This window comes from Phaeobacter sp. CC-HEC084 (genome assembly GCF_059429255.1).
In genome coordinates this window covers 744,866-768,948 of the sequence record NZ_JCAIJQ010000009.1, presented here as the reverse complement: position 1 = coordinate 768,948, position 24,083 = coordinate 744,866, and the positions used below count along the sequence as shown (strand labels likewise).

Genomic DNA, 24,083 nt, shown 5'->3' with positions numbered 1-24,083 from the left:
TGCCGGTCCATCGCAAAAGGGTGCAATCGGCAGGCGCGCAAGGCGCCGCCGAACCGGCGTAGCAGGCCGGATCTATTGGCTGTTTTACTTGCGGCGTTTGCGTTCGACCTTGCGCTTGGTCTTGGCGGCCTTGTGTTTGGATTTTGCCGCCTTGCGTTTGACGGTGCGGCCCGCCGGGCTGCGTCGTCCGCGCCCACTGCCACCTTTGGGCAGGGCCTGATCCTCAATCGACAGCAGCTCCAGCTCCAAACCGCCGGTGACCGGCGCGGCCTGTGTCAGCCTGACGGTGACGCGCTGACCGATGGCAAGCGTGAGACCGGTATCGGCCCCCATCAGCGTCCCGGCATCAGCATCGAAATGGAAGAACTCGCGTCCGATAGTGCGCACGGGCACCAGCCCGTCGGCATGGGTTTCATCCAGTTTCACGAAGGCGCCGAACCGAGCAATGCCGCTGATCCGGCCGGTAAATTCATTGCCGACCCGTTCCGACAGGTAGGCCGCCAGATAGCGGTCCGTGGTGTCACGTTCCGCGATCATCGAGCGGCGCTCGGTCTCGGAAATATGAGTAGCGGTGTCGTCCAGCCGCTCGATTTCATCGGGGGTGAGACCATCCTTGCCATTGTCCGGCCCCCAGCCATGGGCGGTAATCAGCGCCCGGTGCACGATCAGATCCGCATAACGCCGGATGGGGGATGTGAAATGCGCGTAGTTGCGAAGGGCCAACCCGAAATGGCCAAAGTTTTCAGGGTTGTAATAGGCCTGCTGCATCGATCGCAGGGTCGAGATATTGATCAGCTCTGCATCGTCCGTGCCCGCCGCCGCATTGAGCAGCGCGTTCAGATGCCGGGTTTGCAGCACCTGTCCCTTGGCGAGGTTCAGACCTGCCGCCTGCGCGGTTTCCCGCAGCGCCTCAAGTTTCTCTGGCGCTGGTTCTTCGTGGACGCGGAACACCAGCGGGGTGCGTTTCTTGATCAGGGTCTCGGCGGCGGCGACATTGGCAAGCACCATGAATTCCTCGATCAGCCGGTGCGCCTCCAGCCGGTCACGGAAATTGACCGAGGCAACCTGTCCGTCGTCATCCAACACGATGCGCCGTTCCGGCAGATCCAGATCCAGCGGCTGACGCGCGGCGCGGGCCCTGGTCAGGGCGCGATAGGCGGCATAAAGCGGTTTGATCACGTCCTCCAGAAGGGGCGCGGTCTTCTCGCTCGGGCGCCCGTCCATGGCATCCTGCACTTCCTGATAGCTGAGCGCGGCGCTGGAGTTGATCAGCGCCCGCATGAAGCGATGGCCGATCTTGTTGCCCTCCGCATCGACCTGCATGCGCACCACCACAGAGGCGCGCGGCACGTTTTCATGCAGCGAGCACAGATCGCCCGACAGCCGGTCCGGCAGCATCGGCACCACGCGGTCGGGGAAGTAGCTGGAGTTGCCCCGTTTGCGCGCCTCTCGGTCCAGCGCCGAGCCGGGGCGCACATAGGCGGCCACATCGGCAATCGCGACCCAGATCACATGGCCGCCGGGGTTCTTGGGATCGGTGTCGGCCTCGGCGAAACAGGCATCGTCGCGGTCCCGCGCATCCACCGGGTCGATGGTGATCAGCGGCAGGTCGCGCAGGTCTTCGCGTCCTTTCAGGCCAATGGGTTTGGCGGCGTCCGCCTCGGCCATCACCTGATCGGGGAATTGGTCAGGAATGCCGTGCTGGTGGATCGCGATCAGCGATACCGCCTTGGGCGCCGATGGATCGCCCAGACGTTCGACGACGCGCGCGCGGGGCAGGCCCAGACGGGTCTTGGGACCGGCCTGTTCGGCCTCGACCAGTTCACCATCCTTGGCGCCGCCCGTTGCATCCGGCGCCACGCTCCATTCGGTCGAGCTGGATTTGTCGATCGGAACGATCCGGCCCCCTTCGGCACCGGTGCGAAAGACGCCAAGCACCCGTTTGGGGTTGGTACCGATACGGCGGATCAGCCGGGCTTCGTAATTGTGATCCGCGCCTTTGACGGCGGTCAGCCGGGCCAGGATCCGGTCGCCTTCCCCCAATGCGGGATCCGAGGCGCGCGGCATCAGCAGGATAATGGGTTCCACCCCTTCGCCGTGCCATTCCATCGGGCGGCCAAACAGATCGCCGTCCCGGTCCGGACGTTTGACCGTCAGGATGGTGACGGGCGGCAATTGTTCTGGATCGCGGTAGGTTTTCCTGCGCTTCTCCAGGTGCCCTTCGGCCTCCAGTTCCTTCAATACGCGCTTGAGGTCGATACGGTCAGCCCCCTTGATGCCAAAGGCCTTGGCAATGTCGCGTTTCGAGTTCTGGGTCGGGTGGGCGGAAATCCAGTCGAGGATTTCGGCCTTGGAGGGGATACGGGTCATATCTCCCGCGTATCATGACCCGAAGACAAGGTCATGATGAAAAGATCGGGTCAGCTGCGGCTTTGGCGCAGATCTGCTGCCGTGTCCACGTCGTTCAAGATGTCTGTCTGCGCAATGCGCCATCCCGGAAGCGTCGCGACAGAATCGGCCAGCGCGTGCTCGCTGGACCAGCGCACGTTCTGAAACAGGGTTTGCGGCAGGCGGGCCGGGTGTTTTGCTCCGACCAGCCAGTAGCCGCCATCGGTGGCTGGGCCGAACACCGCATCCGAGTGCCCCAGCGCGGCAAAGGCACGGGCGATATGGGCGCGGGTGATGCCGGGAATGTCGGCGCCGATCAGGCAGACAGGACCGTGCACCGGGGCGCGGCCCAGCCTATCGACCGGGACAGAGGACGCCGCCATGAGCATCCGCTTCATGCGCTGTCCCAGATCGCCGCCGCCCTGCGCCAGACGCGGCAGATCAGCGGGCCAGACGCGGGAGGTGACGGCCCGGTCCGGGGCCACCGCCAGAACGATCTGCCAACGTGGATCGCGCAAGGATCGGATCAACCGGGCCGATTGATGCCGGAACCACCAGGTGGCGGGGATCACGCCGATCCCCTGTCCCAGCCGCGTTTTGACCCTGCCCGGGCGCGGTTCCTTGATCATGATGACAAGGGTTTGGCGTTTCATCTTAGTTCAGGTCCAGAACCATATCACGGTGGTCGATCCCGGCGTCATCATAGACGGGGCCGGTGGCTGTGAAGCCCAGCTTTTCATAAAAGCCGAGGGCGTGCAGCTGGGCGCCCAGCTTGGCGCGGGACATACCGGGTGTCTGGCGGGCGATCTCCACCGCCTTTTCGATCAGCGCCTTGCCCAGACCGGTTCCCCGGCCAGCCTGTGTGACGCAAACCCGCCCGATCTTGGCGGTGTCACCGGCAAAGACGATGCGGGCGGTGCCGATGGGCTGTCCATCCTGCGTGGCCAGAAGATGGGTTGCCACATCATCCAGCGCGTCGATCTCTTCCTCGACAGGTACGCCCTGTTCCGTGACGAAAACGTCGAACCGCAGGCGAAAACAGGCCTCGCGGTCCTCGGTGACCGCAATCTGCGCCGTCATGCGAAATAGTCTTTCAGGATGCGGGAATAGATGGCTTTCAGCTGGTGAATCTGCGCGATTTCAACGTTTTCATCCACCTGATGCATGGTCTTGCCCACGAGGCCGAACTCCACCACCGGGCAGTGCGATTTGACAAAGCGCGCGTCCGAGGTGCCGCCTGTGGTGGACAGCTCCGGCGTGACACCGGTTTCCGCCGCCACTGCGGTTGAGACCAGATCGGAGAGCGCGCCCGGCGGCGTTATGAAGCTTTCGCCGGAAATCTTGACCTGCATGTCGATGGTGGTGCCAAACTCGGCTTCGACCTTGTCGGCCTCTGCCCGCAGCCATTCCGTCAGGCTGGCGCCGCTGTGGGCATCGTTGAAGCGGATGTTCACGGTGGCGCGGCTTTGCGCCGGGATCACGTTGGTCGCCGGGTTGCCGGTGTCGATGGTGACAACCGCGAGCGTAGAGGCGTCGAAATGCTCGGTGCCCTGATCCAGCTCGTGACTGGCGAGACGATCCATCAGCCGCGCCATGGCGTTGAGCGGATTGTTGGCCCGGTGCGGATAGGCGGAATGGCCCTGTTTGCCGGTCACGGTGAACCATGCCGACAGCGATCCGCGGCGCCCGATCTTGATCATCTCGCCCATGGTCTTGGGGCAGGTGGGCTCTCCCACCAGGCAGACCGACATGGCCTCCCCCTGTTCCTGCATATAGTCCAGCAGCGCGGTGGTGCCGTCCAGCGCATCGCCTTCTTCATCGCCGGTGATGGTCAGGATGACGGCGCCGTCGGGCGGGGTGGTCTGCACAAAATCGATGGCAGCAGCGGCAAAGGCGGCAACGCCCGATTTCATGTCGGTGGCGCCCCGGCCATAAAGGATGCCGTCTTTTTCCTCGGCGCCAAAAGGATCGACGGTCCAGGCCGCTTCATCGCCCACGGGCACCACATCGGTGTGACCGTTGAAGCCAAAGGTGCGGGCGTGGCCTTTTGCACCCCAGCGGGCAAACAGATTGCTGATCCCGCCGCGGTCTGCCCGGGCGCAGTCAAAGCCTGCGGCGCTTAGAATCTGTTCCAGCAGCTCCAGCGCGCCGCCCTCTTCAGGGGTGACCGACGGGCAGCGGATCAGATCGGCGGTCAGGCGGGCGGGATCGGTCGGGGACATGCGGTGGGCTCCTGAAATTCCGGTTTGTCATGGCCTAGCGTGGATCCCGGCAAGGTGCAAACCGCCAGAAGGTCGCCAAGGGAGCAGGTCATGGGACTGTGAAGGGGCGGAGAGGGGGCGAAACGTGGCGCAAAAAAGGTCATTTTGTGTACCCCCTTCAGAGGCGGGGACAGGCAAAAAGAATCGTGTTAATAATCTATTAACCAAGAAGACCTGAGGCAGGTCACCAACGCGCAGTACAGGTCCATGTGGCCACTGCATCCCGGAAAACAGGACCCGGAAGGGTCTTTACCCCGCATGGCGCCGAAAAGGCGTTTCAATGCGCCGGATGGTCTGTCTCATCGTTATGAGTGAGGGCAGGGCAATGGTGGCAGCGTCTGAACTGAACTACAATCTGGCGGCGTCTGCCGATCAGATGGCGGAAGAGATCTTTGGCACCGGCGTCACGGTGGTCAGCGCGAGCTATTCCGGCGACAGTCGTTCCTCTGCAATCTACTCGGGCGGCGATACAATAGCCCCCGGTGCAACGCCGGGCGATACGGGGGTGATCCTGTCGACGGGCCGCGCGGATGACTACACCAATTCCAGCGGCGAGGCGAACCAGCGGGCCAACCAGTCCACCAATACCAGCGGTGAGAACGACAACGCCGACTTTAATGCGGCTGCTGGCGCGCGGACCTATGATGCCTCCTATCTGGATGTAAGTTTCATTCCGGATGGCGAAGTGATGACGATGCAGTTCATCTTTTCGTCCGAGGAATTTCCAGAATACCAGGATTCGATCTATCAAGACTCGGTCTCGGTCTGGATCAATGGCGAACAGGTACAGTTGGAGGTGGGTAGCGACACCGCCAACCCGGACACTGTCAGTTCTACCAACAATCAGAACCTCTATCTCGACAATACCGGCGATGCCTATAACACCGAAATGGACGGGCTGACGCTCACCATGACGCTGACGATGGTGGTCAACCCGGATGAGGTGAACACTCTGCGCATCGGTATCGCCGATGTGGGCGACAACAAATACGACAGTAACCTTCTGATCGCTGGGGATTCGATCCAGACAGATCTGGTGGCGCAGACGGATCTGGCGCACGTGCAGGCCGACGGCAGCAAGACGATCGATGTGCTGGCCAACGATACAAATGTGTCGGGCAGCACGCTGACCATTACCCATCTGAATGGTGTCGCGGTCACAGCAGGATCGCTGGTGACGCTGAGCACTGGACAGACGGTCGAGCTGAACGGTGATGGCACGCTGACCTTGGTCGGGGATGGCGACGTGGAGGATTTCACCTTCACCTATACCGTCAGCAATGGGACCAATTCAGATACCGGGGTGGTGAATGCGACTTCGATCCCCTGCTTTGTGGCAGGGACGCTGATCCGCACCCCGCGCGGCGAAGTGCCGGTCGAGAGCCTGATGCCCGGGGATCTGGTCATGACCCGCGATGACGGGCCGCAGCCGGTGCGCTGGACCGGATCGCGCCGGGTTGCCGGGACCGGGGAATTGGCACCGGTACGGATTGCTGCGGGCAGCTTTGGCGCGCACCGGACATTGTCCGTCTCTCCGCAGCACCGGGTGCTGGTGCGCGGCGCTGCGGCGGAACTGCTGTTTGGCGAACCCGAGGTTCTGGTGACGGCGCGGGATCTGATCAATGACAGAACGGTCCGGCCCTCTCCCTGCCGCGAGGTGGAGTATGTCCACCTGATGTTCGACCGCCATCAGGTGATCTATTCTGAGGACCTGCCCAGCGAAAGCTTCCTGCCCGGTCCGGAAACCCCGAACCTGTTCGAACGGAGGGTGCTGGATGAAATCTGCGCCCTGTTCCCCGAGCTGGACCCGGAAACCGGCACCGGTTATGGACCTGCGGCCCGGCGGGCCCTGTCCGGGGCTGAGGGGCGTTTGTTGTCGGCTATGCAGATCGGCTGAGCAAGTAGTCTGCGTCCTATGCCGCGCCATTGGGCAGGGCAGAGCATGACCCGAGGGGAGCGCGCGGCATCACGCTTGCGTGATGCTATTATACGGCCTAAGACATTTCTGATTTCCTTAATCCAGGGTCGTGATTTCGACGTGTCTTTCTTCCGTCTTCTTCCATTGATGATGTTTGCCCTCTGGGGACAGGTTAGCCTGGCCCAGATGCTGACGGTCAACACCGTGACGCGGCCGCCGTTTTCAATGGTGGAAAATGGGGTCGATACCGGATTCTCGATCGAGCTGGTGGAGGCGATGGCTGATCGCCTTGGCTGGAACTACGAGATCAACCGGACCGAGACCTTTGCCGAGATGCTGGAGGGCGTGCGCAACGGCACGGTGGATATGGCGGCGGCCAATATCTCGATCACGGCGGCGCGCGAAACCGAAATGGATTTCAGCCAGCCAGTGTTCGAAAGCGGGCTGCAGATCATGGTGCATGCCGAGGACGTGCGGGCGCCGTCGCTGTGGCGGGCCATGCTGTCCTGGGATCTTGCGATTGCCATCGGTCTGGCGTTCCTACTGCTGTTCGGGGGTGGCATGCTGATGTGGACATTCGAACGCCGCGCCCAGCCCTATTTCGACCGACCGCTGAAAGAGGCCTGGTTTCCGTCCTTCTGGTGGGCGCTGAATCTGGTGGTGAATGGCGGTTTTGAAGAGCGCGTCCCCCGCACCCCCATCGGTCGCCTGTTCGGGGTGCTGCTGGTGATTTCATCGCTGTTCGTGGTGTCGGTCTTTGTCGCAAAGATCACCACAGCGATGACGGTCGAGGCGATCACCGGCAAGGTGAATTCCGTCAATGACCTTTATGGCCAGCGGGTCGGCACCATCGAGGGGTCGACGGCGTCGGGTTTCCTGCAGCGGCGGGATATCGATTTCTATGGCTACCCGGGGCTGGAAGAGCTGATCGAAGCCTTCGAGGGGCGCAAGATCGACGCGGTGGTCTTTGACGCGCCGGTGCTGAATTACTACGTCACACACGAAGGCGAGGCCCACGGGCGCACCATCGGGTCTGCTTTCCTGCGGGAGAATTACGGTCTTCTGTTCCCGCAGGGCTCAGAGCACACGGAAGAAGCCAACCGCGCGCTCTTGGCGCTGCAAGAAGACGGCACTTATGATCAGCTTTATAAACGCTGGTTCGGCGGATCGAGGTGATCTGGATCCCCGGGTACGCGTTCAGTGGATGGTGGGTTCTTCCCCGTCAAAGAACGGCGTCATCTGAGCGACGATAACGGCGTTCTCCGCCAGTGCGCGGTCCATCAGCTCGCGCTCTTCCTCTCCGATCTCGTGACCTTCGGCTTCGCGCTCGGCCAGGGTGCCATATCCGGTCACATCCAGCGGCGCGGTGTCGGCCTGTTTCAGGATCGCCACCGTTTCACGCACGGCTTCGGCTTCATCCACGCCGGAGGCGTAGACCATCAGCGCAGCGCCCGAGGCGCCATCGGGCAGCCCGTCGCCTTCTTTGCGGCCAATCTGAACCAGCAGCGTATAGACCTGCTGGCGGGAGGGTTTCTTCTTTTCCATGGCGCAGGCCATACGCGGGGCGCGCTGCGCGGTCAATCGTCTTAGAGCCTGCAGAAGTGGTCTGCGAGGTGGTCATTTGCGCTGGTTTACCGATCCTCAACTCCGGGTCTGCTAAGGGAGGCGGGGCCGGTTCTCACGCGCCGGGCCGATTTTCTGTTTTGCTCATGCTTTTTCAGGACCGATCTTATGCCCATTGCATCCGAGTTGCCCGTCGATACCTCAGCCTCTGCGGCGCAGATGGCGGATGCGATGTTCGGCAGCGGAATTACCGTTCTCAATGCCAGCTACACAGGCGCCAAAGACGCCTCAGGCATCTATTCGGATGGCGACACGGTTGCCTCCGAGATCACCCCCTCGGACACCGGCGTGATCCTGTCGACTGGCAATGCGGCGGATTTGACCAACAGCAGCGGTGACGTGAACACGAGCTCGCGGACCACGACGCGCCACGGAGAAGCGGGCGATTCCGACCTGACCGATCTGGCGGGTATGCAGACCTATGATGCGGCGGTGTTCGAGGCGAATTTTATTCCGGCGGGCTCGACGCTGACCATGCAGTTCGTGTTCTCCTCGGAAGAGTATTTGGAGTACGTCAACAAGGGGTTCAACGACGCGGTCGGGGTCTGGGTCAACGGCGAGCAGGCCGAGCTGACGATCGGCAGCGGTGACATTTCCATCGACAATATCAACGATGGGTCGAACCAGGATCTTTATGTCGACAACAACCAGCATGACGACACCTACAATACCGAAATGGATGGCTTCACCATCACGTTGACGCTGACCGCGCCGGTCAAGCCGGGGCAGGTGAACTCGATCAAGATCGGCATCGCGGATGCGGGTGATGATAAATACGATTCCAACCTGCTGATCGCTGGGGATTCCATCCAGACCGCGCTGGTGGCAGGGGATGACGCAATCACGCTGGATGAGGGCAGTTCGGACACGCTGGATGTGCTGGCCAATGACAGCCACACGCCCGGCACGACGCTGACCATCACCCATATCAACGGCCAGCCGGTGGTGGCGGGCAGCACCGTCACCCTGTCGGGCGGCCAGCGCATCACCCTGAATGACGATGGCACCTTTGACATTGCCGCGCAGGATGATGTCGACGATCCCGAGACCGCGACTTTTACCTATACGGTTGCCGATGGGCTGGGGAATACCGACACGGGTCTGGTGAAAATGACCACGGTCCCCTGTTTCGTGGCCGGGACGTTGATTGATACCGCCGCGGGGCCGCAGCCGGTGGAGAAGCTGGAGCCGGGTACTCTGGTTCATACCCGTGACAATGGATTGCAGCCGCTGCGCTGGATCGGCCGCAGCCACCGCCGCGCAGAGGGCGCCGATGCGCCGGTGGTTCTGGCCGCAGGCGCGCTGGGCGATCACGCTGCGCTAGAGCTGTCGCCCTGCCACCGGGTTCTTGTGTCCTCGGATCGGGCAGAGCTGTTGTTTGGTGCGCCGCAGGTTCTGGTCAAGGCCAAGGATCTGGTCAACGGCGACAGCATCCGCATGCGCCGTGATGGCGGCCCCGTGACCTATGTGCACCTGCTGTTTGACCGGCATGAGATCATCCGGGGCAACGGGTTGGAGAGCGAAAGCTATCATCCCGGCCTTGAAACCGCTGCCAGTTTTGATGGTGAAACGCGGGCCGAGATCCTGAACCTCATCGGCGGCGACTGGTCCGCCTACGGCCCTTGTGCCCGTCCGGCGCTGAAAGGATACGAAAGCCAGCTGCTTTTGAAGGCTGGCTGAGGGTCAGGTGCGGGGTCAGTACTGGGTGCGCATCCGGTAGCCCGGGTGAAAATGCATCCTAACAAAGGTCACCGGCTGCTCCTGAAACCAGGTTGCCCGTTCCATCAGGAACAGCGGCGTGCCCTCTTGCGTGCCAAGGAACCCGGCCAGCGCCGCATCCGCCGCCACCGAAGACAGGGTGATTTCGGCATTGGAGAAGGGCACGCGTGACAACAGCCATTCGTTGGGTCCGGTCTGCGAAAAATCAGCCTCCGCGACATCCGGCACCGCGTCGATATTGATCCAGCGGTCTTCGAACTGAAACGGGCTGTTGTCGGCGTAATGCATGCATTGCAGATGCAGGACCTCCGCCCCCGCCGTCAGCCCCATCTGCGAGGACAGCCACCCCGGCGCAGGCAGGGCGGCACGGCTGACCAGCCGGTAGCGATACACCGCATTCATGTCTTCAACTTGCTGGCGGGTTACGGTGATTTCCAGCCGCGCCTGTTTCACCGGCGCGATGGCAACGCGCGTGCCGCTCTTGCGCTTGCGGTCGATTATGCCACGTTCGGCCAGTTCGCGCAGCGCGCGGTTCACTGTGGCGCGGGCGCAGCCGAATTCCTCGGACAACTCCTGTTCAGTGGGGAGTAGGGCACCCTGATCCCAAACCCGGTCCTGAATGCGGCGCAGCACCTCGTCCCGGATATCCTGAAAACTGGTTTTCTTTTGTGGCTGCACCGGCTGTCCTGCTGCTGGTTGTGGCGAAAGGGTCGATCCGTTCTCGGCGCCCGTGCGCGTTTTGTAAAGTCGCGCGGTCAGAGTGCGGCGCGCAAGGACTGCACTGTGTCGCGGAAGGCGGCCAAAATCTGCTCCCGGCCCACGTGGCGCCCTTGTTTCACCTGATGACGTCCGGCGCTCCAGACATCGGTGATGGCGCCGTCACCTGCGGCGAAGCACAGACCGTCCAGCAGTTGTTCGGGCGTCAGCGCACAGAGAGCAGGCAGAGAGGTGTCGACGGCAATAAGATCGGCCAGCGCCTCGGTTTCGATCTGTCCGGCGGCGCGGCCCAGCGCCTGCGCCCCGCCCCGAGCGGCGCCCAGATACAGGGTGTCGCCGACGGATCCCGGTCCCGGGGGCATCACGTTGCGGGCCAGATCGCGCAAGCGCTGGGAATACTCCAGCTGGCGCAGTTCTTCGGGCAGGGCGATGCGGATATTGGAATCCGATCCGATCCCGAAGCGCCCGCCCTGCGCCAGATACTCCGCCCCATTAAACGGGCCATCGCCCAGATTTGCTTCGGTGATCGGGCACAGCCCCGCGACCGCGCCTGATGTGGCCAATACTCGGGTTTCCGCCTCGGTCATATGGGTGGCGTGGATCAGGCACCAGTCCTTGCCCACCGGCGCGTTGCTCAGCAGCCATTCGACAGGACGAGAGCCCAGCCAGTCTTGGATGTCCTTCACCTCGGCGGGTTGTTCGGCGATATGGATATGGACCGGCGCGCCGTTTTGGATCTTCAGGACCTCTGCTAGATCTTCAGGGCTGGTGGCGCGCAGGGAGTGCGGAGCGATGCCAATGCGGGTGTCGGCGGGCAGGTCTCGGTCAGCATTTTTGCGAACCTGCGCCACAAGATCGGCAAACCCGTCCACCGAATTGCCGAACCGCAATTGCCCACCTGTCAGAGGCTGCTGCCCAGCCCCGCCATAGGAATACAAAACCGGCAGATGCGTCAGGCCGATACCGGTCTCGCCAGCGGCGGCAAAGACCCGGTTGCTCAACTCGGCTGGGTCGTCATAGAGGGCGCCGCCGGGTTGGTGGTGGACATAGTGGAATTCCCCCACGGCGGTGTACCCGGCCTCAAGCATCTCCATGAAAGTCAGCGCAGCGATGGCCTGATACTGCTCAGGGCTGAGGTGGTCGAGAAAGCGATACATCAACTGCCGCCATGTCCAGAAACTGTCCTGCCCGGCGGCGCGGTATTCGCTCATCCCCGCCATCGCCCGCTGAAAACTATGCGAGTGCAGGTTGGCCAGCCCCGGCAGCAGCGTGTCGACGCAGGTATCCCCATCGCCGGGCGTCGCATTGGCGGTGATCTTTGCAATGGCTCCATTCTCAATCCTCAGCCGGATGTTCTGGACCCATCCCGATGGGGTGCGGGCCTGCCGTGAAAAAATTGTCTGCATCTGATCACCTTATGTATAGACATAATATGAATATGCTCATATCAATCTTGCATCAAGAACTTTGTGAGGGGCTGATGACTGACGCATCCCGATATGTGCTGATCGGAGGACCTGCTGCCACGCTGGTGCAGGGGGACGCGCCTTACGGGCTGATTTCCGCAGCGGCTGTCGCCATCAAGGATGGCCTGATCGAATGGGCCGGGGCCGAGGCTGACCTGCCTGAGACCTACGCAGACTGGGACCGGCAGGATCTAGAAGGGCGGCTGCTGACGCCCGCGTTGATCGACTGCCACACCCATCTGGTGTTCGGCGGAGACCGGGCGCAGGAATTTGAAATGCGTCTGAACGGCGCCTCTTATGAAGAACTCGCCCGTGCCGGGGGCGGCATCGTCTCGACCGTTTCGGCCACCCGCGCCGCGTCAGAACAGGAACTGGTTGCGAGCGCCCTGCCGCGTCTGGATGCGCTGATCGCCGAAGGGATCACCACGGTCGAAATCAAATCCGGCTATGGGCTGGACCGCGAGGCTGAGCTGACAATGCTGCGCGCCGCCCGTCGGTTGGGGCAGATGCGCCCGGTGACAGTCATCACGACCTTTCTGGGCGCCCACGCCGTGCCGCCGGAATACACCGGCCGCGCTGGGGCCTATCTGCAGGAGGTCTGCCTGCCCACCCTGCGCGCGGCCCATGATGAAGGGCTGGTCGATGCGGTAGATGGTTTCTGCGAAAACATCGCTTTCTCTCCGGCAGAGATCGAACAGGTCTTTGCCTGCGCGCAGGAACTGGGCCTGCCGGTCAAGCTGCACGCCGAGCAGCTGAGCCATCAGGGCGGTACCGCGCTGGCCGCGCGTTATGGGGCGCTGTCGGTCGATCACCTTGAATATGCCAATGCGGCGGATGCTGCGGCAATGGCCGGGGCAGGCAGTATCGCGACCATCCTGCCCGGTGCCTATTACACGATCCGGGAAACCCAGGCGCCGCCCATCGCGCTGTTTCGTGACCGCGGCGTGCCGATGGCGCTGGCAACGGACTGCAATCCCGGTTCCTCGCCGATGACCTCGCTTCTGATGGCGATGAACATGGGTTGCACACTGTTCCGCATGACCCCGGAAGAGACACTGGCCGGGGTGACCTCCCACGCGGCACAGGCGCTGGGCCTTTCGGACCGGGGCCGCATCGCGGCGGGCCTGCGCGCTGATCTGGCCATCTGGAACGTCAGCCGTCCGGCCGAGCTGTCCTATCGCATCGGGTTCAACCCGCTCCACGCACGTATTTTCGAAGGCAGACCATGATTGAGATGACCCCGGGCGCGGTGACGCTGCAAACGCTCGAAACCCTGTATCGCTCTGACACCCCGGTCCGGCTGGACCCGGCGGCGCGCCCCGCTGTCGAGGCAGCGGCCCGGATGGTGGCCGACGCCGCAGCGGGTGATGCGCCGATCTATGGCATCAACACAGGATTTGGCAAACTCGCCTCGACCCGGATCGCGCCGGAAGACACCGCCACGCTGCAACGCAATCTGATCCTCAGCCATTGCTGCGGTGTCGGCGATCCGCTGCCTGCAGATCGCACCCGCTTGATGATGGCGCTTAAACTGCTCTCGATGGGACGGGGCGCCTCCGGTGTGCGCTGGGCGGTGATCGCCCAGATCGAGGCTATGCTGGCATGCGGGGTCATTCCCGTTGTGCCCTCGCAAGGCTCTGTCGGCGCCTCGGGCGATTTGGCACCGCTGGCGCATATGGCGGCGGTGATGATCGGCGAAGGCGAGGCCACCTATGACGGGGCGCGCATGCCCGGCGCCAGGGCGCTGGAACTGGCGGGGCTGGAGTCGATCGTTCTGGGGCCAAAGGAAGGGCTGGGCCTGATCAACGGCACCCAGTTTTCCACCGCCTGCGCTCTTGCCGGATTGTTTGATGCCTGGCGTCTGGCAGAAGCCTCCATCGTGGTGGCGGCGCTGACAACGGATGCGATCATGGGGTCCACCGCGCCGCTGATCGCGGATATTCACGCACTCAGGGGGCATGCCGGACAGATCGACGTGGCCCGCGAGATGCGCGCCATCATGAGTGGTAGCGAGATCCGCGAAAGCCACCGTGACGGCGACAGCCGGGTGCAGGATCCCTATTGCATCCGCTGTCAGCCGCAGGTGCTGGGCGCGGCGCTCGACGTGCTGCGGATGGCCGCCGGAACGCTGGAGATCGAGGCGAACGCCGTCACCGACAATCCGCTGGTGCTGGTCGAGGCTGGAAAGATCGTGTCGGGCGGCAATTTCCACGCCGAATACGTTGGCTTCGCCGCTGATCAGATTGCCCTCGCCGTGGCGGAGATCGGTGCCATCGCGCAGCGCCGCGTGGCGCTGATGGTGGATCCGTCGCTGTCCTTTGACCTGCCGCCCTTCTTAACCCCCGATCCGGGGCTCAATTCCGGTTTCATGATTGCCGAGGTCACGACTGCGGCCCTGATGAGCGAGAACAAACATCTGGCCAATCCTTGCGTAACCGATTCCACCCCCACCTCTGCCAATCAGGAGGACCACGTGTCGATGGCCGCCCATGGTGCGCTGCGGCTGGGGCGGATGAACGCGAATCTGTCGGTGATCCTTGGCGTGGAATTGCTCTGCGCTGCGCAAGGGGTGGAGGCACGGGCGCCGTTGGAGACCTCTGACCGGTTGAAAGATGTGCTGCAGGCGCTGCGGGCTGAGATCCCGCCGCTCGCCGAAGATCGCTACCTCGCCCCCGAGATCGAAGCCGCCAGCGCGATGATCCGCAGCGGTGACATCGCCCGGGCGGCCGGAACCGAGGTGGCGCGATGATCGAGGTTACCCGTGGCTCTTCCCCTTTGGTTCTGGGACTGCCGCATACAGGCACCGACGTCCCGGAGGACATCCGGGCGGGGCTGAACGAGACGGGCCGGGCGCTGGCCGATACCGACTGGCACATTCACGACCTTTACGCTGGGCTGGTGGAGGGGGTTACCACGGTACGCACCCCGGTCCATCGCTATGTCATCGACGTGAATCGCGATCCGGCGGGTGTCAGCCTGTATCCCGGGCAGAACACCACGACGCTGGTGCCGCTGACCGATTTCGACGGCCGCCCGATCTGGACGGCAGGGGCGGAGCCGGACGAAGCAGAGATTGCCCGCCGCCGCGACGCCTATCATGCGCCCTATCACGCCGCGCTTGCGGCAGAGCTGGAGCGGGTCAGGGCACAGCACGGCTTTGCCATTCTCTATGATTGCCATTCGATCCGGGGCGAAATTCCCTTTCTCTTTGACGGGCCGCTGCCGGATTTCAATGTGGGCACCAATATGGGCACGACCTGCGATCCGGCGATCGAGGCGCTGACCCTGGCCCATTGCGAGGCAGCAGAGGGCTACACCGCGATCCTGAACGGGCGCTTCAAAGGTGGCTGGACCACCCGCCACTATGGCCGCCCTGTAGAAGGCCTGCATGCGATCCAGATGGAACTGGCGCAGCGCAGCTATTGCCTTGAGCAGGCGCCCTGGACCTATGACAACGCCCGCGCCGACCGGCTGCGGGCGCATCTGAGCCGTATTCTGACCGATCTGAAAACCTGGAGGCCGACATGAGCGATCCCCGCAAGAACAACCGCGATATCTATCCCCCCACCGGCCCCGAGATCAGCGCAAAAAGCTGGCTGACAGAGGCGCCGCTGCGGATGCTGATGAACAACCTGCACCCGGATGTGGCGGAAAACCCGCACGAACTGGTGGTCTATGGCGGTATCGGGCGTGCGGCGCGGACCTGGAAGGACTTCGACCTGATCGTCGACAACCTGCGCGCGCTGGAAGAAGATCAGACCCTGCTGGTGCAATCGGGCAAACCCGTTGGCGTCTTCCAGACCCACAAGGATGCGCCGCGCGTGTTGATCGCCAACTCGAACCTCGTGCCGCATTGGGCGAATTGGGATCATTTCAACGAGCTCGATAAGAAGGGGCTGATGATGTACGGCCAGATGACCGCCGGGTCCTGGATCTACATCGGCACCCAGGGCATTGTGCAGGGCACCTATGAAACCTTTGCCGAGGCGGGCCGCCAGCACTATGGCGGCGATATGCGTGGCAAGTGGATCCTGACCGGCGGACTTGGCGGTATGGGCGGTGCGCAGCCTCTGGCGGCGGTCTTTGCGGGCGCCTGCTGTCTGGCGGTGGAATGCAACCCCGACAGCATCGATTTTCGCCTGCGCACGAAATACCTCGACGAGAAGGCCGAGACCTTGGACGAGGCCCTGGCGATGATCGACCGCTGGACTGCCGCCGGAGAGGCAAAATCCGTTGGCCTTCTGGGCAATGCGGCGGATGTCTTTGCCGAGTTGGTTGCCCGCGGCATCCGCCCCGATCTGGTGACCGACCAGACCTCGGCCCATGACCCGGTGAATGGTTACTTGCCGCAGGGCTGGACCATGGGCGAGTGGAAGCAGAAGCGAGAAACAGACCCTAAAGCGGTGGAAAAGGCCGCCCGTGCCTCGATGAAGGTGCAGGTGGAGGCGATGTGCCAGTTCCACGCGATGGGCATTCCCACAGTCGATTACGGCAACAACATCCGCCAGATGGCGCTGGAGGAGGGGCTGGAGAACGCCTTTGACTTCCCCGGTTTCGTGCCCGCCTATATCCGCCCGCTGTTCTGCCGGGGCATTGGTCCCTTCCGCTGGTGTGCCCTGTCGGGCGATCCCGAGGATATCCGCAAGACCGACGCCAAGATGAAAGAGCTGTTCCCCGAGAACGAGGGCCTGCATCGCTGGCTGGATATGGCAGAGGAACGGATCGCCTTTCAGGGCCTGCCTGCGCGGATCTGCTGGATCGGCCTTGGCGACCGGCATCGGGCGGGGCTGGCCTTCAACGAGATGGTCCGCAATGGCGAGTTGTCGGCGCCGGTCGTCATCGGCCGCGATCACCTCGATAGCGGCTCGGTCGCCTCGCCCAACCGCGAGACGGAGGCGATGATGGATGGATCCGATGCGGTGTCGGACTGGCCGCTGCTGAATGCGCTGCTCAATACCGCCTCGGGGGCGACCTGGGTATCGCTGCACCATGGCGGTGGGGTTGGGATGGGCTTTTCGCAGCACTCCGGCGTGGTGATCTGCTGTGATGGCAGCGAAGACGCCGACCGCCGTATCGCACGGGTGCTGTGGAACGATCCGGCCACCGGCGTCATGCGCCACGCAGATGCGGGATATGAGATCGCCAAGGACTGCGCGCGCGCGCACCAGCTGAACCTGCCGGGCATCCTCTAACGAAAAACGCGCCCCGGAGGGGGCGCGTTTCAAACAGTGCCAGTCAAGGCCGGGATCAGTCGCGCAGCAGCTCGTTGATGCCGGTCTTGGAGCGGGTCTGCGCATCGACGCGCTTCACGATTACCGCACAGTAAAGGTTGATGCCGTTCTTCGACGGCATGGAGCCGGAAACCACGACCGAGTAAGGCGGCACTTCGCCATACATCACTTCGCCGGTTTCGCGGTCGACGATCTTGGTCGACTTGCCGATGTAGACGCCCATGCCCAGAACCGAACCTTCGCGCACGATGCAGCCTTCGACCACTTCGGAGCGGGCACCGATGAAGCAGTTGTCCTCGATGATGGTGGGGCCGGCCTGCATGGGTTCCAGAACGCCGCCGATGCCGACGCCGCCCGACAGGTGCACGTTCTTGCCGATCTGTGCGCAGGAGCCGACGGTGGCCCAGGTGTCGACCATGGTGCCCTCATCGACGTAGGCGCCGAGGTTCACGAAGGAGGGCATCAGGACCACGCCCGGCGCGATGAAGGCGGATTTGCGCACGACGCAGTTCGGCACGGCGCGGAAGCCTGCGGCCTTCCACTGGTTTTCACCCCAGCTCAGGAACTTGCTGTCGACCTTATCCCACCAGCCAGAGCCCTGCGGGCCGCCGGACTGGATTTCCATGTCCTTGATGCGGAAGCCCAGCAGCACGGCCTTCTTGGCCCATTGGTTCACATGCCAGTCGCCATTCTCCAGCTTTTCGGCCACGCGCAGGCTGCCGCTGTCGAGCGCGTTAAGCGTATCTTCGATTGCTTCGCGCTGCTCGCCGGTGGTGGCGGGGGTGATGGTGTCACGAGCCTCCCAAGCGGCTTCGATTGCGGTTTCCAGCTGTGCGTTGGACATGCGTGTATCTCCGGCAAGAATGTCGTTTCGCGCTTTCATAGCGGTATTCGGGGGGAAGGTCATGTGCGGATTGCGGTGAAACAGCGGCTTTGAGCGTCCTCAGACGATCTATCGCACCCGGCGCAGGTGGCGGCGCAGGATTTCACAGGCTGCTGCCGCATCGCGGCGCATCATGGCCTGTATGATGGCGGCGTGGTCCTTGTCGGCGCGCTGCCGCCACTGGTGCTGCCAGTTGGCAAACAGGTGCCGGGCCGCTGCGATGTGCAAATCGTCGATCGAGGCCAGCAGCCGCGGCATTGCGCAGGGCGCCAAGATGATGCGGTGGAACTGGCGGTTGAGCCGTTCCCAGCTGGCCATGTCCTCGGCCTCGTCGCAGGCGATACGGGCCGCGTCGGCGGCCGCGATGTCGGCGTCGCTGAGCCGGGGGAAGGCATGGGTCAGCGCCAGTACCTCCAGCGCCACCCGCATTTCGATCACCTCGCGGATCTCGGCTGGATCCAGCGCGCTGACGCGGGTGCCCCGGCGTGGCTCTGACCGCGCCAGCCCGTGCGCCTCAAGCCGCAACAGCGCTTCGCGCACTGGCACATGGCTGGTGTCGAATTCGCGGGCGATGTGGTCCTGACGCAGCTTTTCGCCCGCGGGCAAATGCCCGGTGACGATGCGCTCGCTCAGCGCACTATAGATCCTGTCTGCGATCGTGGCGGTCATGGCCCTGCGATAGGGTGCCTTTGGCCCTGCCGCAAGCCTTAGCCCTGCGGCTGAAGCGGATCTGGGGCGATATTGCCACCACAGACCAGCACAGCCACACGTTCGCCGGGGTCAGGTTGGTAGGCGCCGGACATCAGCGCCGCCAGTGCGGTTGCGCCTGCCGGTTCGGTCAGGATGCGCCGCTCGCGCCACAGGGCATGCTGCGCGCGGGTGATGGCCTCGTCCGGAACCGTGACCGATGTGACGCCGCGCGCCTGCGCCAGATCATAGCAGATCGACCCAATGCGTTTGGCGCCAAGCGCGTTTGCCGCGACGCCTGAAACCTCAACATCGATTGGTGCCCCGGCGGCAAGGGCGGCATTGAGCGCGCAGGAGGTGTCGGGTTCGACCGCGACGACTTTCTTGCTGCCATTGAACCAGGCCAGTGCGCCGGCGATCAGCCCGCCACCGCCGACCGCGACCACCACGGTGTCGGCTTCCAGTCCCTGATCCTGCCATTCGGCGAAACAGGTGCCCTGACCCGCCACGGTGCCGGGCGCATCATAGGCATGCACCTGCATGGCGCCTGTTTCCTGTTCATAGGCCTGCGCCAGTTCCAGCGCGTTGGCATAGGCGCCGGGCACCACCTGAAGATCGGCGCCGGTGTCGCGGATCAGTGAAATTTTCGCGGGGCCTGCCATCTCGGGCACGTAGATGCGGGCGCGATGACCCAGTTTGCTGGCGGCATAGGCCACTGCCGCGCCGTGGTTCCCGCCCGAGGCTGCGACGATGCCTGCATCTGGCACATCACAGCTGAGCAGGGTGTTGAAGGCGCCACGCGCCTTAAAGCTGCCGGTGTGCTGCATGTGTTCAAGCTTCAGCTCGATCGGCCGACCCAGATCAAACCCTTTCGTCTGCAACACGGGGGTCACCTGCACGTGGTCCCGAATGCGCTCTGCCGCTGCTGCGATATCGCCTGTCCAATCCATATCGTCCGCCTTTTCTTGTCTTTCGGCGGGAGACTACGCCAGTTCGCTCCGGGTGCAAGGGGCGAGCGGTGTGTGCGGGCTGGCGCCTGAGGCAGGGCAACGATAGACAGGGCAGCAGTTGAGCATAACATGCAGGTCTTTTCACATGAGCGACGATCGCAAAAGCCGGTTTCCCGACGCCCAATCCGACCGGAGCCGGGCCGAACATCTGCCGCATACGCCGCAGACCCGGTCCCCGTCCTATCGGCTGGCCTTTGACGACAATGAATTCATGCTGCGGGACGAGTTGCGCCCTGTGCGGTTGCAGCTGGAACTTTTGAAACCGCAGTTGCTGCTGGATGAAAAGGGGATCGAAAGCACCATCGTCATGTTCGGCGGCGCGCGCATTCCCAGCCCGCAAAACAAGGAGCAGGCCCGCACGCAGACCCTTGCGGAGCTTTCTCATTTCTACGATGAGGCGCGGGAATTTGCCCGGCTGATGACGCTGACATCCCTGGAGACTGTTGGACAGCACAATGTCATCGTGACGGGCGGCGGGCCGGGCGTGATGGAGGCAGGTAACCTCGGTGCCAGCGATGCCGGGGGGCATTCGATCGGCCTTGGCATCGTTCTGCCGCATGAGCAGGCGCCGAACCTCTATGTCACGCCGGATCTCAGCTTTAACTTCCACTATTTCGCGGTGCGCAAGATGCACTTTTTGATGCGGGCCCGGGCGATCACCGTCTTTCCGGGTGGCTTTGGTACCCTGGATGAGCTGTTCGAGAGCCTCACCCTGATCCAGACCGGCCGCATGGAACGGGTGCCCTTCATTCTATTCGGGCGCGCGTTCTGGGAAAAGATCATCAACTGGGAGGCCCTGGCGGATGCCGGGACCATTTCCGATCAGGATCTTGATCTGTTCCGGTTCGTCGAAACGGCACAAGAGGCCGTGGAGATTATCGATAACTGGGAGCCTGCTCCGGCGCGCGGCGCTTTGCCGGACCGCGATCTGTAGTCAGGCTGTCGAGCCAAATTTGGCTGCACCGCATCCGTCACCAATGCGTGGGGGATGCGGGCTGCTCAGAAAAACTCCGGCGGCAACACGCCAACCGCGATGCCCTGGGGCAGACGGGTCAGGATCTGTTCGCCTTCGATCGTTTTGATGCCATAGCCATAGCCACGCAGGCGAAACTGCCATTCACGGGTGCTCAGCGCCTTTTCACGCTCATCACGGATCATGGTCAGAACGCCCGGTTCAATGGCGCCAACAGTGCGGGTTTCGATGGGTTCCTGTTGCATTGCGATTCCCTTTTCAACAGCATTGTTTTCAGAATCGAAACTGTTCTAGCCAAATGGCGAAATTGCACCGGAATATAGGAAAAAATGGGGCAGCATTTTTCGTAAAATGGCGGTATCCGGCCCTCACACATCCCCGTTTAACCTCTGAAATTATTAAAAATTTCTTAAAGATAAGGTTAACCGCGCGGTTTCCGCCAATCTCAAGCCGCATGGCAGCCACATTCCCTGACGAAACGTTGATGCGTGGAATTGGTGTGTGGAGATTGTGATGTCTGAGGTATCCGATTATTCGGCCCTATTATATTATCTGGACGATGACGTCTTTCGCTGGAACGGACAGACATCCGTGGGCACGCAGGTCGTTGTCACCTACAGTTTTGTCGAAACGCAGGATCTGGCACCGGTATCGACAGATCCCTATGGCGCGAGCTCTTACTGGTCCTTCAGTGAGGTGCAGCGCGGTTATTTCCGGCAGGTGACAGAAGAGTTTGAGGCCACAGCCGGGATACGGTTCGTCGAGGTGGACGGCCCGGCCATGGTCAATGTCTTCGGTTTCAACGGTGGCAGCGCGGGCGGCTGGGCCGATATCGCGCTATCTCAGGACGGTCACACCAGTCAAGGCGACCTTGCGATCGGGACCAGCGCACTCAGCCCCGGTAGCTATGGATACGAAACCATGCTGCACGAGTTGGGGCATTCGATGGGGCTGAAGCATCCGCATGACGGGGATCTGACCCTGAAAGAGAGCTTGGATAATCAGGAAAACACCGTGATGACCTACAGCTATGATGGCTACAGCGTCACGGATCTCGGAACAATGGACGCCCAGGCTCTGCAGAACATCTATGGTGACGCCAGCGCCTTTGAAGGTTGGAATGTCGGGCTCAATCGCGTGGGCAAGGTCAAGATCCGCGCGACGGGCGAGGACGATGTGATGGTCTCCACCGATCAGGCCACCGTGCTGGTGGGGCGCGGGGGAGACGACCAGCTCATCGGCCGCGAAGCAAAAGACGTGATGCGCGGCGGCGCAGGACAGGACACGCTGATCGGTGGGCTCGGCAATGACAAGCTGAATGGTGGTGGGGGCAGCGATGTACTTTATGGCGGCATCGGAGAGGACGACTACTCGGGCGGCGAGGACGATTCCGATGTGCTCCACGGACGCGGCGGACGTGACCAGATCTTCGGTGGCGGCGGTGACGATCGGTTGACCGGTGCGCGGGGCGCGGACACTCTTGAAGGTGGCAACGGAAACGACCGCTTGCTGGGAGGCGGCGGCAGCGACATTTTGAACGGTGGCGACGGAGATGACGTCCTGACCGGTGACGGCGGCGCGGATGTCTTCGTCTTTACGGACGATGATTTCTACGATGTGAACACCATCACCGATTTCATATCCGGCGTCGATGTAATCGATGTTTCGCAGGTCGATCCCGCATACTTTGGAGAAATGAACGCGCAGCAGGATGGCGGAGACACAGTGCTCAGTTACGGTTCCTGGTTCGAGATACGGCTGGAAGGCTTTACCGGGTCTCTGACTGAAGGCGATATTCTGTACCTATAGAAATACCGTCTCGCGCGTTTCGGCAGACCGGTGTGGCGGTCTGCCTGTTCTTAGTCGGTCTATCACGAGCCTCAGGACGATGTGCCTGTCTCGGCCTCGATCTGCTTGCGGCTCTTGCGGGCGCGTTCGGTGGCCGATTTCAGCTGACCGCAGGCCGCCAGAATATCCTCGCCACGCGGGGTGCGGATCGGCGAGGCATAGCCTGCCTGGTAGATGATATTGGCAAAGGCGTGGATGCGATTGTTCGACGACCGTTTGTAGGGCGCGCCGGGCCATTCGTTGAACGGGATCAGGTTCACCTTGGCCGGAATGCCCTTGATCAGCTCTACCAGACGATGCGCGTCTTCGTCGCTGTCATTCACATCCTTCAGCATCACATATTCAAAGGTGATGCGTTCGGAATTTGTCAGCCGCGGATAGTCGCGCAGCGCGTTCAAGAGCGCCTCGATATTCCAGCGCTTGTTGATCGGCACCAGCTTGTTGCGCACCTCATCCGTGGTGGCGTGGAAGGACACGGCCAGAAGGCAGCCGATTTCTTCGGCGGTGCGGGCGATTTCCGGCACCACGCCCGAAGTGGACAGGGTGATCCGGCGGCGCGACAGGGAAATCCCCTCGGGGTCCATGGCGATCTTCATCGCATCGCGCACGTTCTCGAAATTATAAAGCGGCTCACCCATGCCCATCAGAACGATGTTCGACAAAAGACGGGTTTCGTCCTTGGGGGCGCCGGGCACCGGCCATTCCTCCAGATCGTCGCGCGCCATCATCACCTGTCCAACGATTTCACCTGCGGTCAGGTTGCGCACCAGTTTCTGGGTGCCGGTGTGGCAGAAGGAGCAAGTCAGGGTGCAGCCCACCTGGCTGGAAATGCACAGGGTGCCGCGGCCTTCCTCGGGGATATAGACCACCTCGACCTCGTGCCCGCCGGCGATACGCACCAGATACTTGCGGGTGCCGTCGCTCGACACCTGCTTGCTGACCATCTCGGGGATGGCGATTTCGAAATGCTCGTCCAGCTGGGCGCGGTAGGCCTTGGCGAGATTGGTCATCTCGGCAAAGTCGCGTTTGCCCCATTGGTAGATCCATTGCCAGATCTGCCCGACCCGCATCTTGGCCTGCTTTTCCGGCGTGCCGTGCTCGATCAGCGCCGCGCGCATCTGCTCGCGGGTGAGACCCACAAGGTTGATCTTGCCGCCCTCGGGCTGTTTGCGGGGCAGGGTCAGAACGTCTTGGGTGATCGGCGCGTTGGCGGTCATGGCAGGGCGACTCGGATTTATGGGCTGGATGCGGCTCTATATAGGAGTTTGACCAAAGATCAAAAGATTTCCTCCCCAGATACCACTGCAGAGGGGCTTGGGGTGGGGCGATAGCAAAAGCCCCGACTGCTGTCGCGGCCGG

General features: G+C 62.6%; 21 protein-coding genes. 9 read left to right on the top strand and 12 right to left on the bottom strand.

The features are described 5' to 3' along the window. Positions 1–84 precede the first annotated feature (84 nt). The 4 genes from rnr to dapE are packed head-to-tail and all read right to left on the bottom strand — an operon-like array spanning position 85 to position 4,610. Positions 85–2,370 carry a ribonuclease R gene (gene rnr / locus AC5SSZ_RS20855; RefSeq protein WP_495439878.1) on the bottom strand — a complete coding sequence of 762 codons (2,286 nt, stop codon included), beginning with the start codon at positions 2,368–2,370 and terminating at the stop codon, positions 85–87. Between the two features lie 50 nt (positions 2,371–2,420). Then, the gene (locus AC5SSZ_RS20850) at positions 2,421–3,041 is read right to left on the bottom strand and encodes a TIGR04282 family arsenosugar biosynthesis glycosyltransferase (RefSeq protein WP_368948527.1); all 621 of its coding nucleotides are present in this window, start codon (positions 3,039–3,041) and stop codon (positions 2,421–2,423) included. Between the two features lies 1 nt (position 3,042). Next, complete coding sequence (locus AC5SSZ_RS20845; protein WP_065272168.1) at positions 3,043–3,468, bottom strand: GNAT family N-acetyltransferase; 426 nt, start codon at positions 3,466–3,468, stop codon at positions 3,043–3,045. Then, positions 3,465–4,610 carry a succinyl-diaminopimelate desuccinylase gene (gene dapE, locus AC5SSZ_RS20840; protein ID WP_495439875.1) on the bottom strand — a complete coding sequence of 382 codons (1,146 nt, stop codon included), beginning with the start codon at positions 4,608–4,610 and terminating at the stop codon, positions 3,465–3,467. The genes AC5SSZ_RS20845 and dapE overlap by 4 nt, the downstream gene beginning before the upstream one ends. A 364-nt stretch (positions 4,611–4,974) precedes the next feature. Here dapE and AC5SSZ_RS20835 point away from each other — a divergent pair, with 364 nt between their 5' ends. Further along, positions 4,975–6,546, top strand: coding sequence for a Hint domain-containing protein (locus AC5SSZ_RS20835; RefSeq protein ID WP_369001194.1), 1,572 nt, complete (start codon positions 4,975–4,977; stop codon positions 6,544–6,546). Between the two features lie 168 nt (positions 6,547–6,714). Further along, a complete protein-coding gene (locus AC5SSZ_RS20830; RefSeq protein ID WP_065272171.1) occupies positions 6,715–7,743 on the top strand; it encodes a transporter substrate-binding domain-containing protein in 1,029 nt (342 codons plus the stop codon). A gap of 21 nt (positions 7,744–7,764) precedes the next feature. Here the strand turns inward: AC5SSZ_RS20830 and AC5SSZ_RS20825 are convergent, their stop codons facing one another. Continuing rightward, entirely contained in the window at positions 7,765–8,112 is a 348-nt protein-coding gene (locus tag AC5SSZ_RS20825) for a DUF8846 family protein (RefSeq protein ID WP_065273666.1), read from the bottom strand. A gap of 186 nt (positions 8,113–8,298) precedes the next feature. Between AC5SSZ_RS20825 and AC5SSZ_RS20820 the strand changes: the two genes are divergently transcribed. Next, a complete protein-coding gene (locus AC5SSZ_RS20820) occupies positions 8,299–9,870 on the top strand; it encodes a choice-of-anchor L domain-containing protein (protein WP_495439872.1) in 1,572 nt (523 codons plus the stop codon). A 15-nt stretch (positions 9,871–9,885) separates the two neighbouring features. Here AC5SSZ_RS20820 and hutC read toward each other — a convergent pair whose 3' ends face one another. Both hutC and AC5SSZ_RS20810 read right to left on the bottom strand, forming a co-directional pair. Beyond that, a complete protein-coding gene (gene hutC, locus AC5SSZ_RS20815) occupies positions 9,886–10,587 on the bottom strand; it encodes a histidine utilization transcriptional repressor HutC (RefSeq protein WP_495439870.1) in 702 nt (233 codons plus the stop codon). Positions 10,588–10,664: 77 nt separating this feature from the next. Beyond that, positions 10,665–12,032, bottom strand: a complete 1,368-nt coding sequence (locus AC5SSZ_RS20810; RefSeq protein ID WP_495439868.1) for a formimidoylglutamate deiminase — start codon at positions 12,030–12,032, stop codon at positions 10,665–10,667. A 74-nt stretch (positions 12,033–12,106) separates the two neighbouring features. On the opposite strand from AC5SSZ_RS20810, the gene hutI reads away from it, so the two are divergent. The 4 genes from hutI to hutU are packed head-to-tail and all read left to right on the top strand — an operon-like array spanning position 12,107 to position 17,284. Further along, on the top strand, positions 12,107–13,321 hold the full coding sequence (hutI, locus tag AC5SSZ_RS20805) for an imidazolonepropionase (protein ID WP_495439866.1): 1,215 nt from the start codon (positions 12,107–12,109) through the stop codon (positions 13,319–13,321). Beyond that, positions 13,318–14,841 (top strand): histidine ammonia-lyase, encoded by a 1,524-nt coding sequence (gene hutH, locus AC5SSZ_RS20800; RefSeq protein ID WP_495439864.1) that lies wholly within the window; start codon positions 13,318–13,320, stop codon positions 14,839–14,841. Before hutI ends, hutH begins: the two co-directional genes overlap by 4 nt. Next, the gene (hutG, locus tag AC5SSZ_RS20795; protein ID WP_495439862.1) at positions 14,838–15,620 is read left to right on the top strand and encodes an N-formylglutamate deformylase; all 783 of its coding nucleotides are present in this window, start codon (positions 14,838–14,840) and stop codon (positions 15,618–15,620) included. Before hutH ends, hutG begins: the two co-directional genes overlap by 4 nt. Then, the gene (gene hutU / locus AC5SSZ_RS20790; RefSeq protein ID WP_495439861.1) at positions 15,617–17,284 is read left to right on the top strand and encodes a urocanate hydratase; all 1,668 of its coding nucleotides are present in this window, start codon (positions 15,617–15,619) and stop codon (positions 17,282–17,284) included. Before hutG ends, hutU begins: the two co-directional genes overlap by 4 nt. 55 nt (positions 17,285–17,339) lie before the next feature. On the opposite strand, the gene dapD is transcribed toward hutU, so the two are convergent. The 3 genes from dapD to AC5SSZ_RS20775 all read right to left on the bottom strand — a co-directional run bounded on the left by dapD (position 17,340) and on the right by AC5SSZ_RS20775 (position 19,843). After that, positions 17,340–18,167 (bottom strand): 2,3,4,5-tetrahydropyridine-2,6-dicarboxylate N-succinyltransferase, encoded by an 828-nt coding sequence (gene dapD / locus AC5SSZ_RS20785; RefSeq protein WP_495439859.1) that lies wholly within the window; start codon positions 18,165–18,167, stop codon positions 17,340–17,342. Positions 18,168–18,275: 108 nt separating this feature from the next. After that, the gene (locus tag AC5SSZ_RS20780) at positions 18,276–18,875 is read right to left on the bottom strand and encodes a GntR family transcriptional regulator (protein ID WP_495439857.1); all 600 of its coding nucleotides are present in this window, start codon (positions 18,873–18,875) and stop codon (positions 18,276–18,278) included. Positions 18,876–18,913: 38 nt separating this feature from the next. Next, a complete protein-coding gene (locus AC5SSZ_RS20775) occupies positions 18,914–19,843 on the bottom strand; it encodes a threonine/serine dehydratase (protein WP_495439855.1) in 930 nt (309 codons plus the stop codon). Positions 19,844–19,988: 145 nt separating this feature from the next. Here AC5SSZ_RS20775 and AC5SSZ_RS20770 point away from each other — a divergent pair, with 145 nt between their 5' ends. After that, on the top strand, positions 19,989–20,837 hold the full coding sequence (locus AC5SSZ_RS20770) for an LOG family protein (protein WP_274867811.1): 849 nt from the start codon (positions 19,989–19,991) through the stop codon (positions 20,835–20,837). 65 nt (positions 20,838–20,902) lie between these two features. Here the strand turns inward: AC5SSZ_RS20770 and AC5SSZ_RS20765 are convergent, their stop codons facing one another. Then, the gene (locus AC5SSZ_RS20765; protein ID WP_065272181.1) at positions 20,903–21,121 is read right to left on the bottom strand and encodes a hypothetical protein; all 219 of its coding nucleotides are present in this window, start codon (positions 21,119–21,121) and stop codon (positions 20,903–20,905) included. 268 nt (positions 21,122–21,389) lie between these two features. Between AC5SSZ_RS20765 and AC5SSZ_RS20760 the strand changes: the two genes are divergently transcribed. Further along, the gene (locus AC5SSZ_RS20760; RefSeq protein ID WP_495439854.1) at positions 21,390–22,685 is read left to right on the top strand and encodes a type I secretion protein; all 1,296 of its coding nucleotides are present in this window, start codon (positions 21,390–21,392) and stop codon (positions 22,683–22,685) included. A 71-nt stretch (positions 22,686–22,756) separates the two neighbouring features. Here the strand turns inward: AC5SSZ_RS20760 and rlmN are convergent, their stop codons facing one another. Beyond that, positions 22,757–23,941: a dual-specificity RNA methyltransferase RlmN gene (gene rlmN, locus AC5SSZ_RS20755; RefSeq protein WP_495439851.1), complete on the bottom strand. Its 1,185-nt coding sequence runs from the start codon at positions 23,939–23,941 to the stop codon at positions 22,757–22,759. Positions 23,942–24,083 lie beyond the last annotated feature (142 nt).

What these genes read in the sequence shown, in the direction of transcription:
- rnr (WP_495439878.1), bottom strand. Translation starts at nt 2,370, where the DNA reads ATGACCCGTATCCCCTCCAAGGCCGAAATCCTCGACTGGATTTCCGCC.
- AC5SSZ_RS20850 (WP_368948527.1), bottom strand. Translation starts at nt 3,041, where the DNA reads ATGAAACGCCAAACCCTTGTCATCATGATCAAGGAACCGCGCCCGGGC.
- AC5SSZ_RS20845 (WP_065272168.1), bottom strand. Translation starts at nt 3,468, where the DNA reads ATGACGGCGCAGATTGCGGTCACCGAGGACCGCGAGGCCTGTTTTCGC.
- dapE (WP_495439875.1), bottom strand. Translation starts at nt 4,610, where the DNA reads ATGTCCCCGACCGATCCCGCCCGCCTGACCGCCGATCTGATCCGCTGC.
- AC5SSZ_RS20835 (WP_369001194.1), top strand. Translation starts at nt 4,975, where the DNA reads ATGGTGGCAGCGTCTGAACTGAACTACAATCTGGCGGCGTCTGCCGAT.
- AC5SSZ_RS20830 (WP_065272171.1), top strand. Translation starts at nt 6,715, where the DNA reads ATGATGTTTGCCCTCTGGGGACAGGTTAGCCTGGCCCAGATGCTGACG.
- AC5SSZ_RS20825 (WP_065273666.1), bottom strand. Translation starts at nt 8,112, where the DNA reads ATGGAAAAGAAGAAACCCTCCCGCCAGCAGGTCTATACGCTGCTGGTT.
- AC5SSZ_RS20820 (WP_495439872.1), top strand. Translation starts at nt 8,299, where the DNA reads ATGCCCATTGCATCCGAGTTGCCCGTCGATACCTCAGCCTCTGCGGCG.
- AC5SSZ_RS20810 (WP_495439868.1), bottom strand. Translation starts at nt 12,032, where the DNA reads ATGCAGACAATTTTTTCACGGCAGGCCCGCACCCCATCGGGATGGGTC.
- hutI (WP_495439866.1), top strand. Translation starts at nt 12,107, where the DNA reads ATGACTGACGCATCCCGATATGTGCTGATCGGAGGACCTGCTGCCACG.
- hutH (WP_495439864.1), top strand. Translation starts at nt 13,318, where the DNA reads ATGATTGAGATGACCCCGGGCGCGGTGACGCTGCAAACGCTCGAAACC.
- hutG (WP_495439862.1), top strand. Translation starts at nt 14,838, where the DNA reads ATGATCGAGGTTACCCGTGGCTCTTCCCCTTTGGTTCTGGGACTGCCG.
- hutU (WP_495439861.1), top strand. Translation starts at nt 15,617, where the DNA reads ATGAGCGATCCCCGCAAGAACAACCGCGATATCTATCCCCCCACCGGC.
- dapD (WP_495439859.1), bottom strand. Translation starts at nt 18,167, where the DNA reads ATGTCCAACGCACAGCTGGAAACCGCAATCGAAGCCGCTTGGGAGGCT.
- AC5SSZ_RS20780 (WP_495439857.1), bottom strand. Translation starts at nt 18,875, where the DNA reads ATGACCGCCACGATCGCAGACAGGATCTATAGTGCGCTGAGCGAGCGC.
- AC5SSZ_RS20775 (WP_495439855.1), bottom strand. Translation starts at nt 19,843, where the DNA reads ATGGATTGGACAGGCGATATCGCAGCAGCGGCAGAGCGCATTCGGGAC.
- AC5SSZ_RS20770 (WP_274867811.1), top strand. Translation starts at nt 19,989, where the DNA reads ATGAGCGACGATCGCAAAAGCCGGTTTCCCGACGCCCAATCCGACCGG.
- AC5SSZ_RS20765 (WP_065272181.1), bottom strand. Translation starts at nt 21,121, where the DNA reads ATGCAACAGGAACCCATCGAAACCCGCACTGTTGGCGCCATTGAACCG.
- AC5SSZ_RS20760 (WP_495439854.1), top strand. Translation starts at nt 21,390, where the DNA reads ATGTCTGAGGTATCCGATTATTCGGCCCTATTATATTATCTGGACGAT.
- rlmN (WP_495439851.1), bottom strand. Translation starts at nt 23,941, where the DNA reads ATGACCGCCAACGCGCCGATCACCCAAGACGTTCTGACCCTGCCCCGC.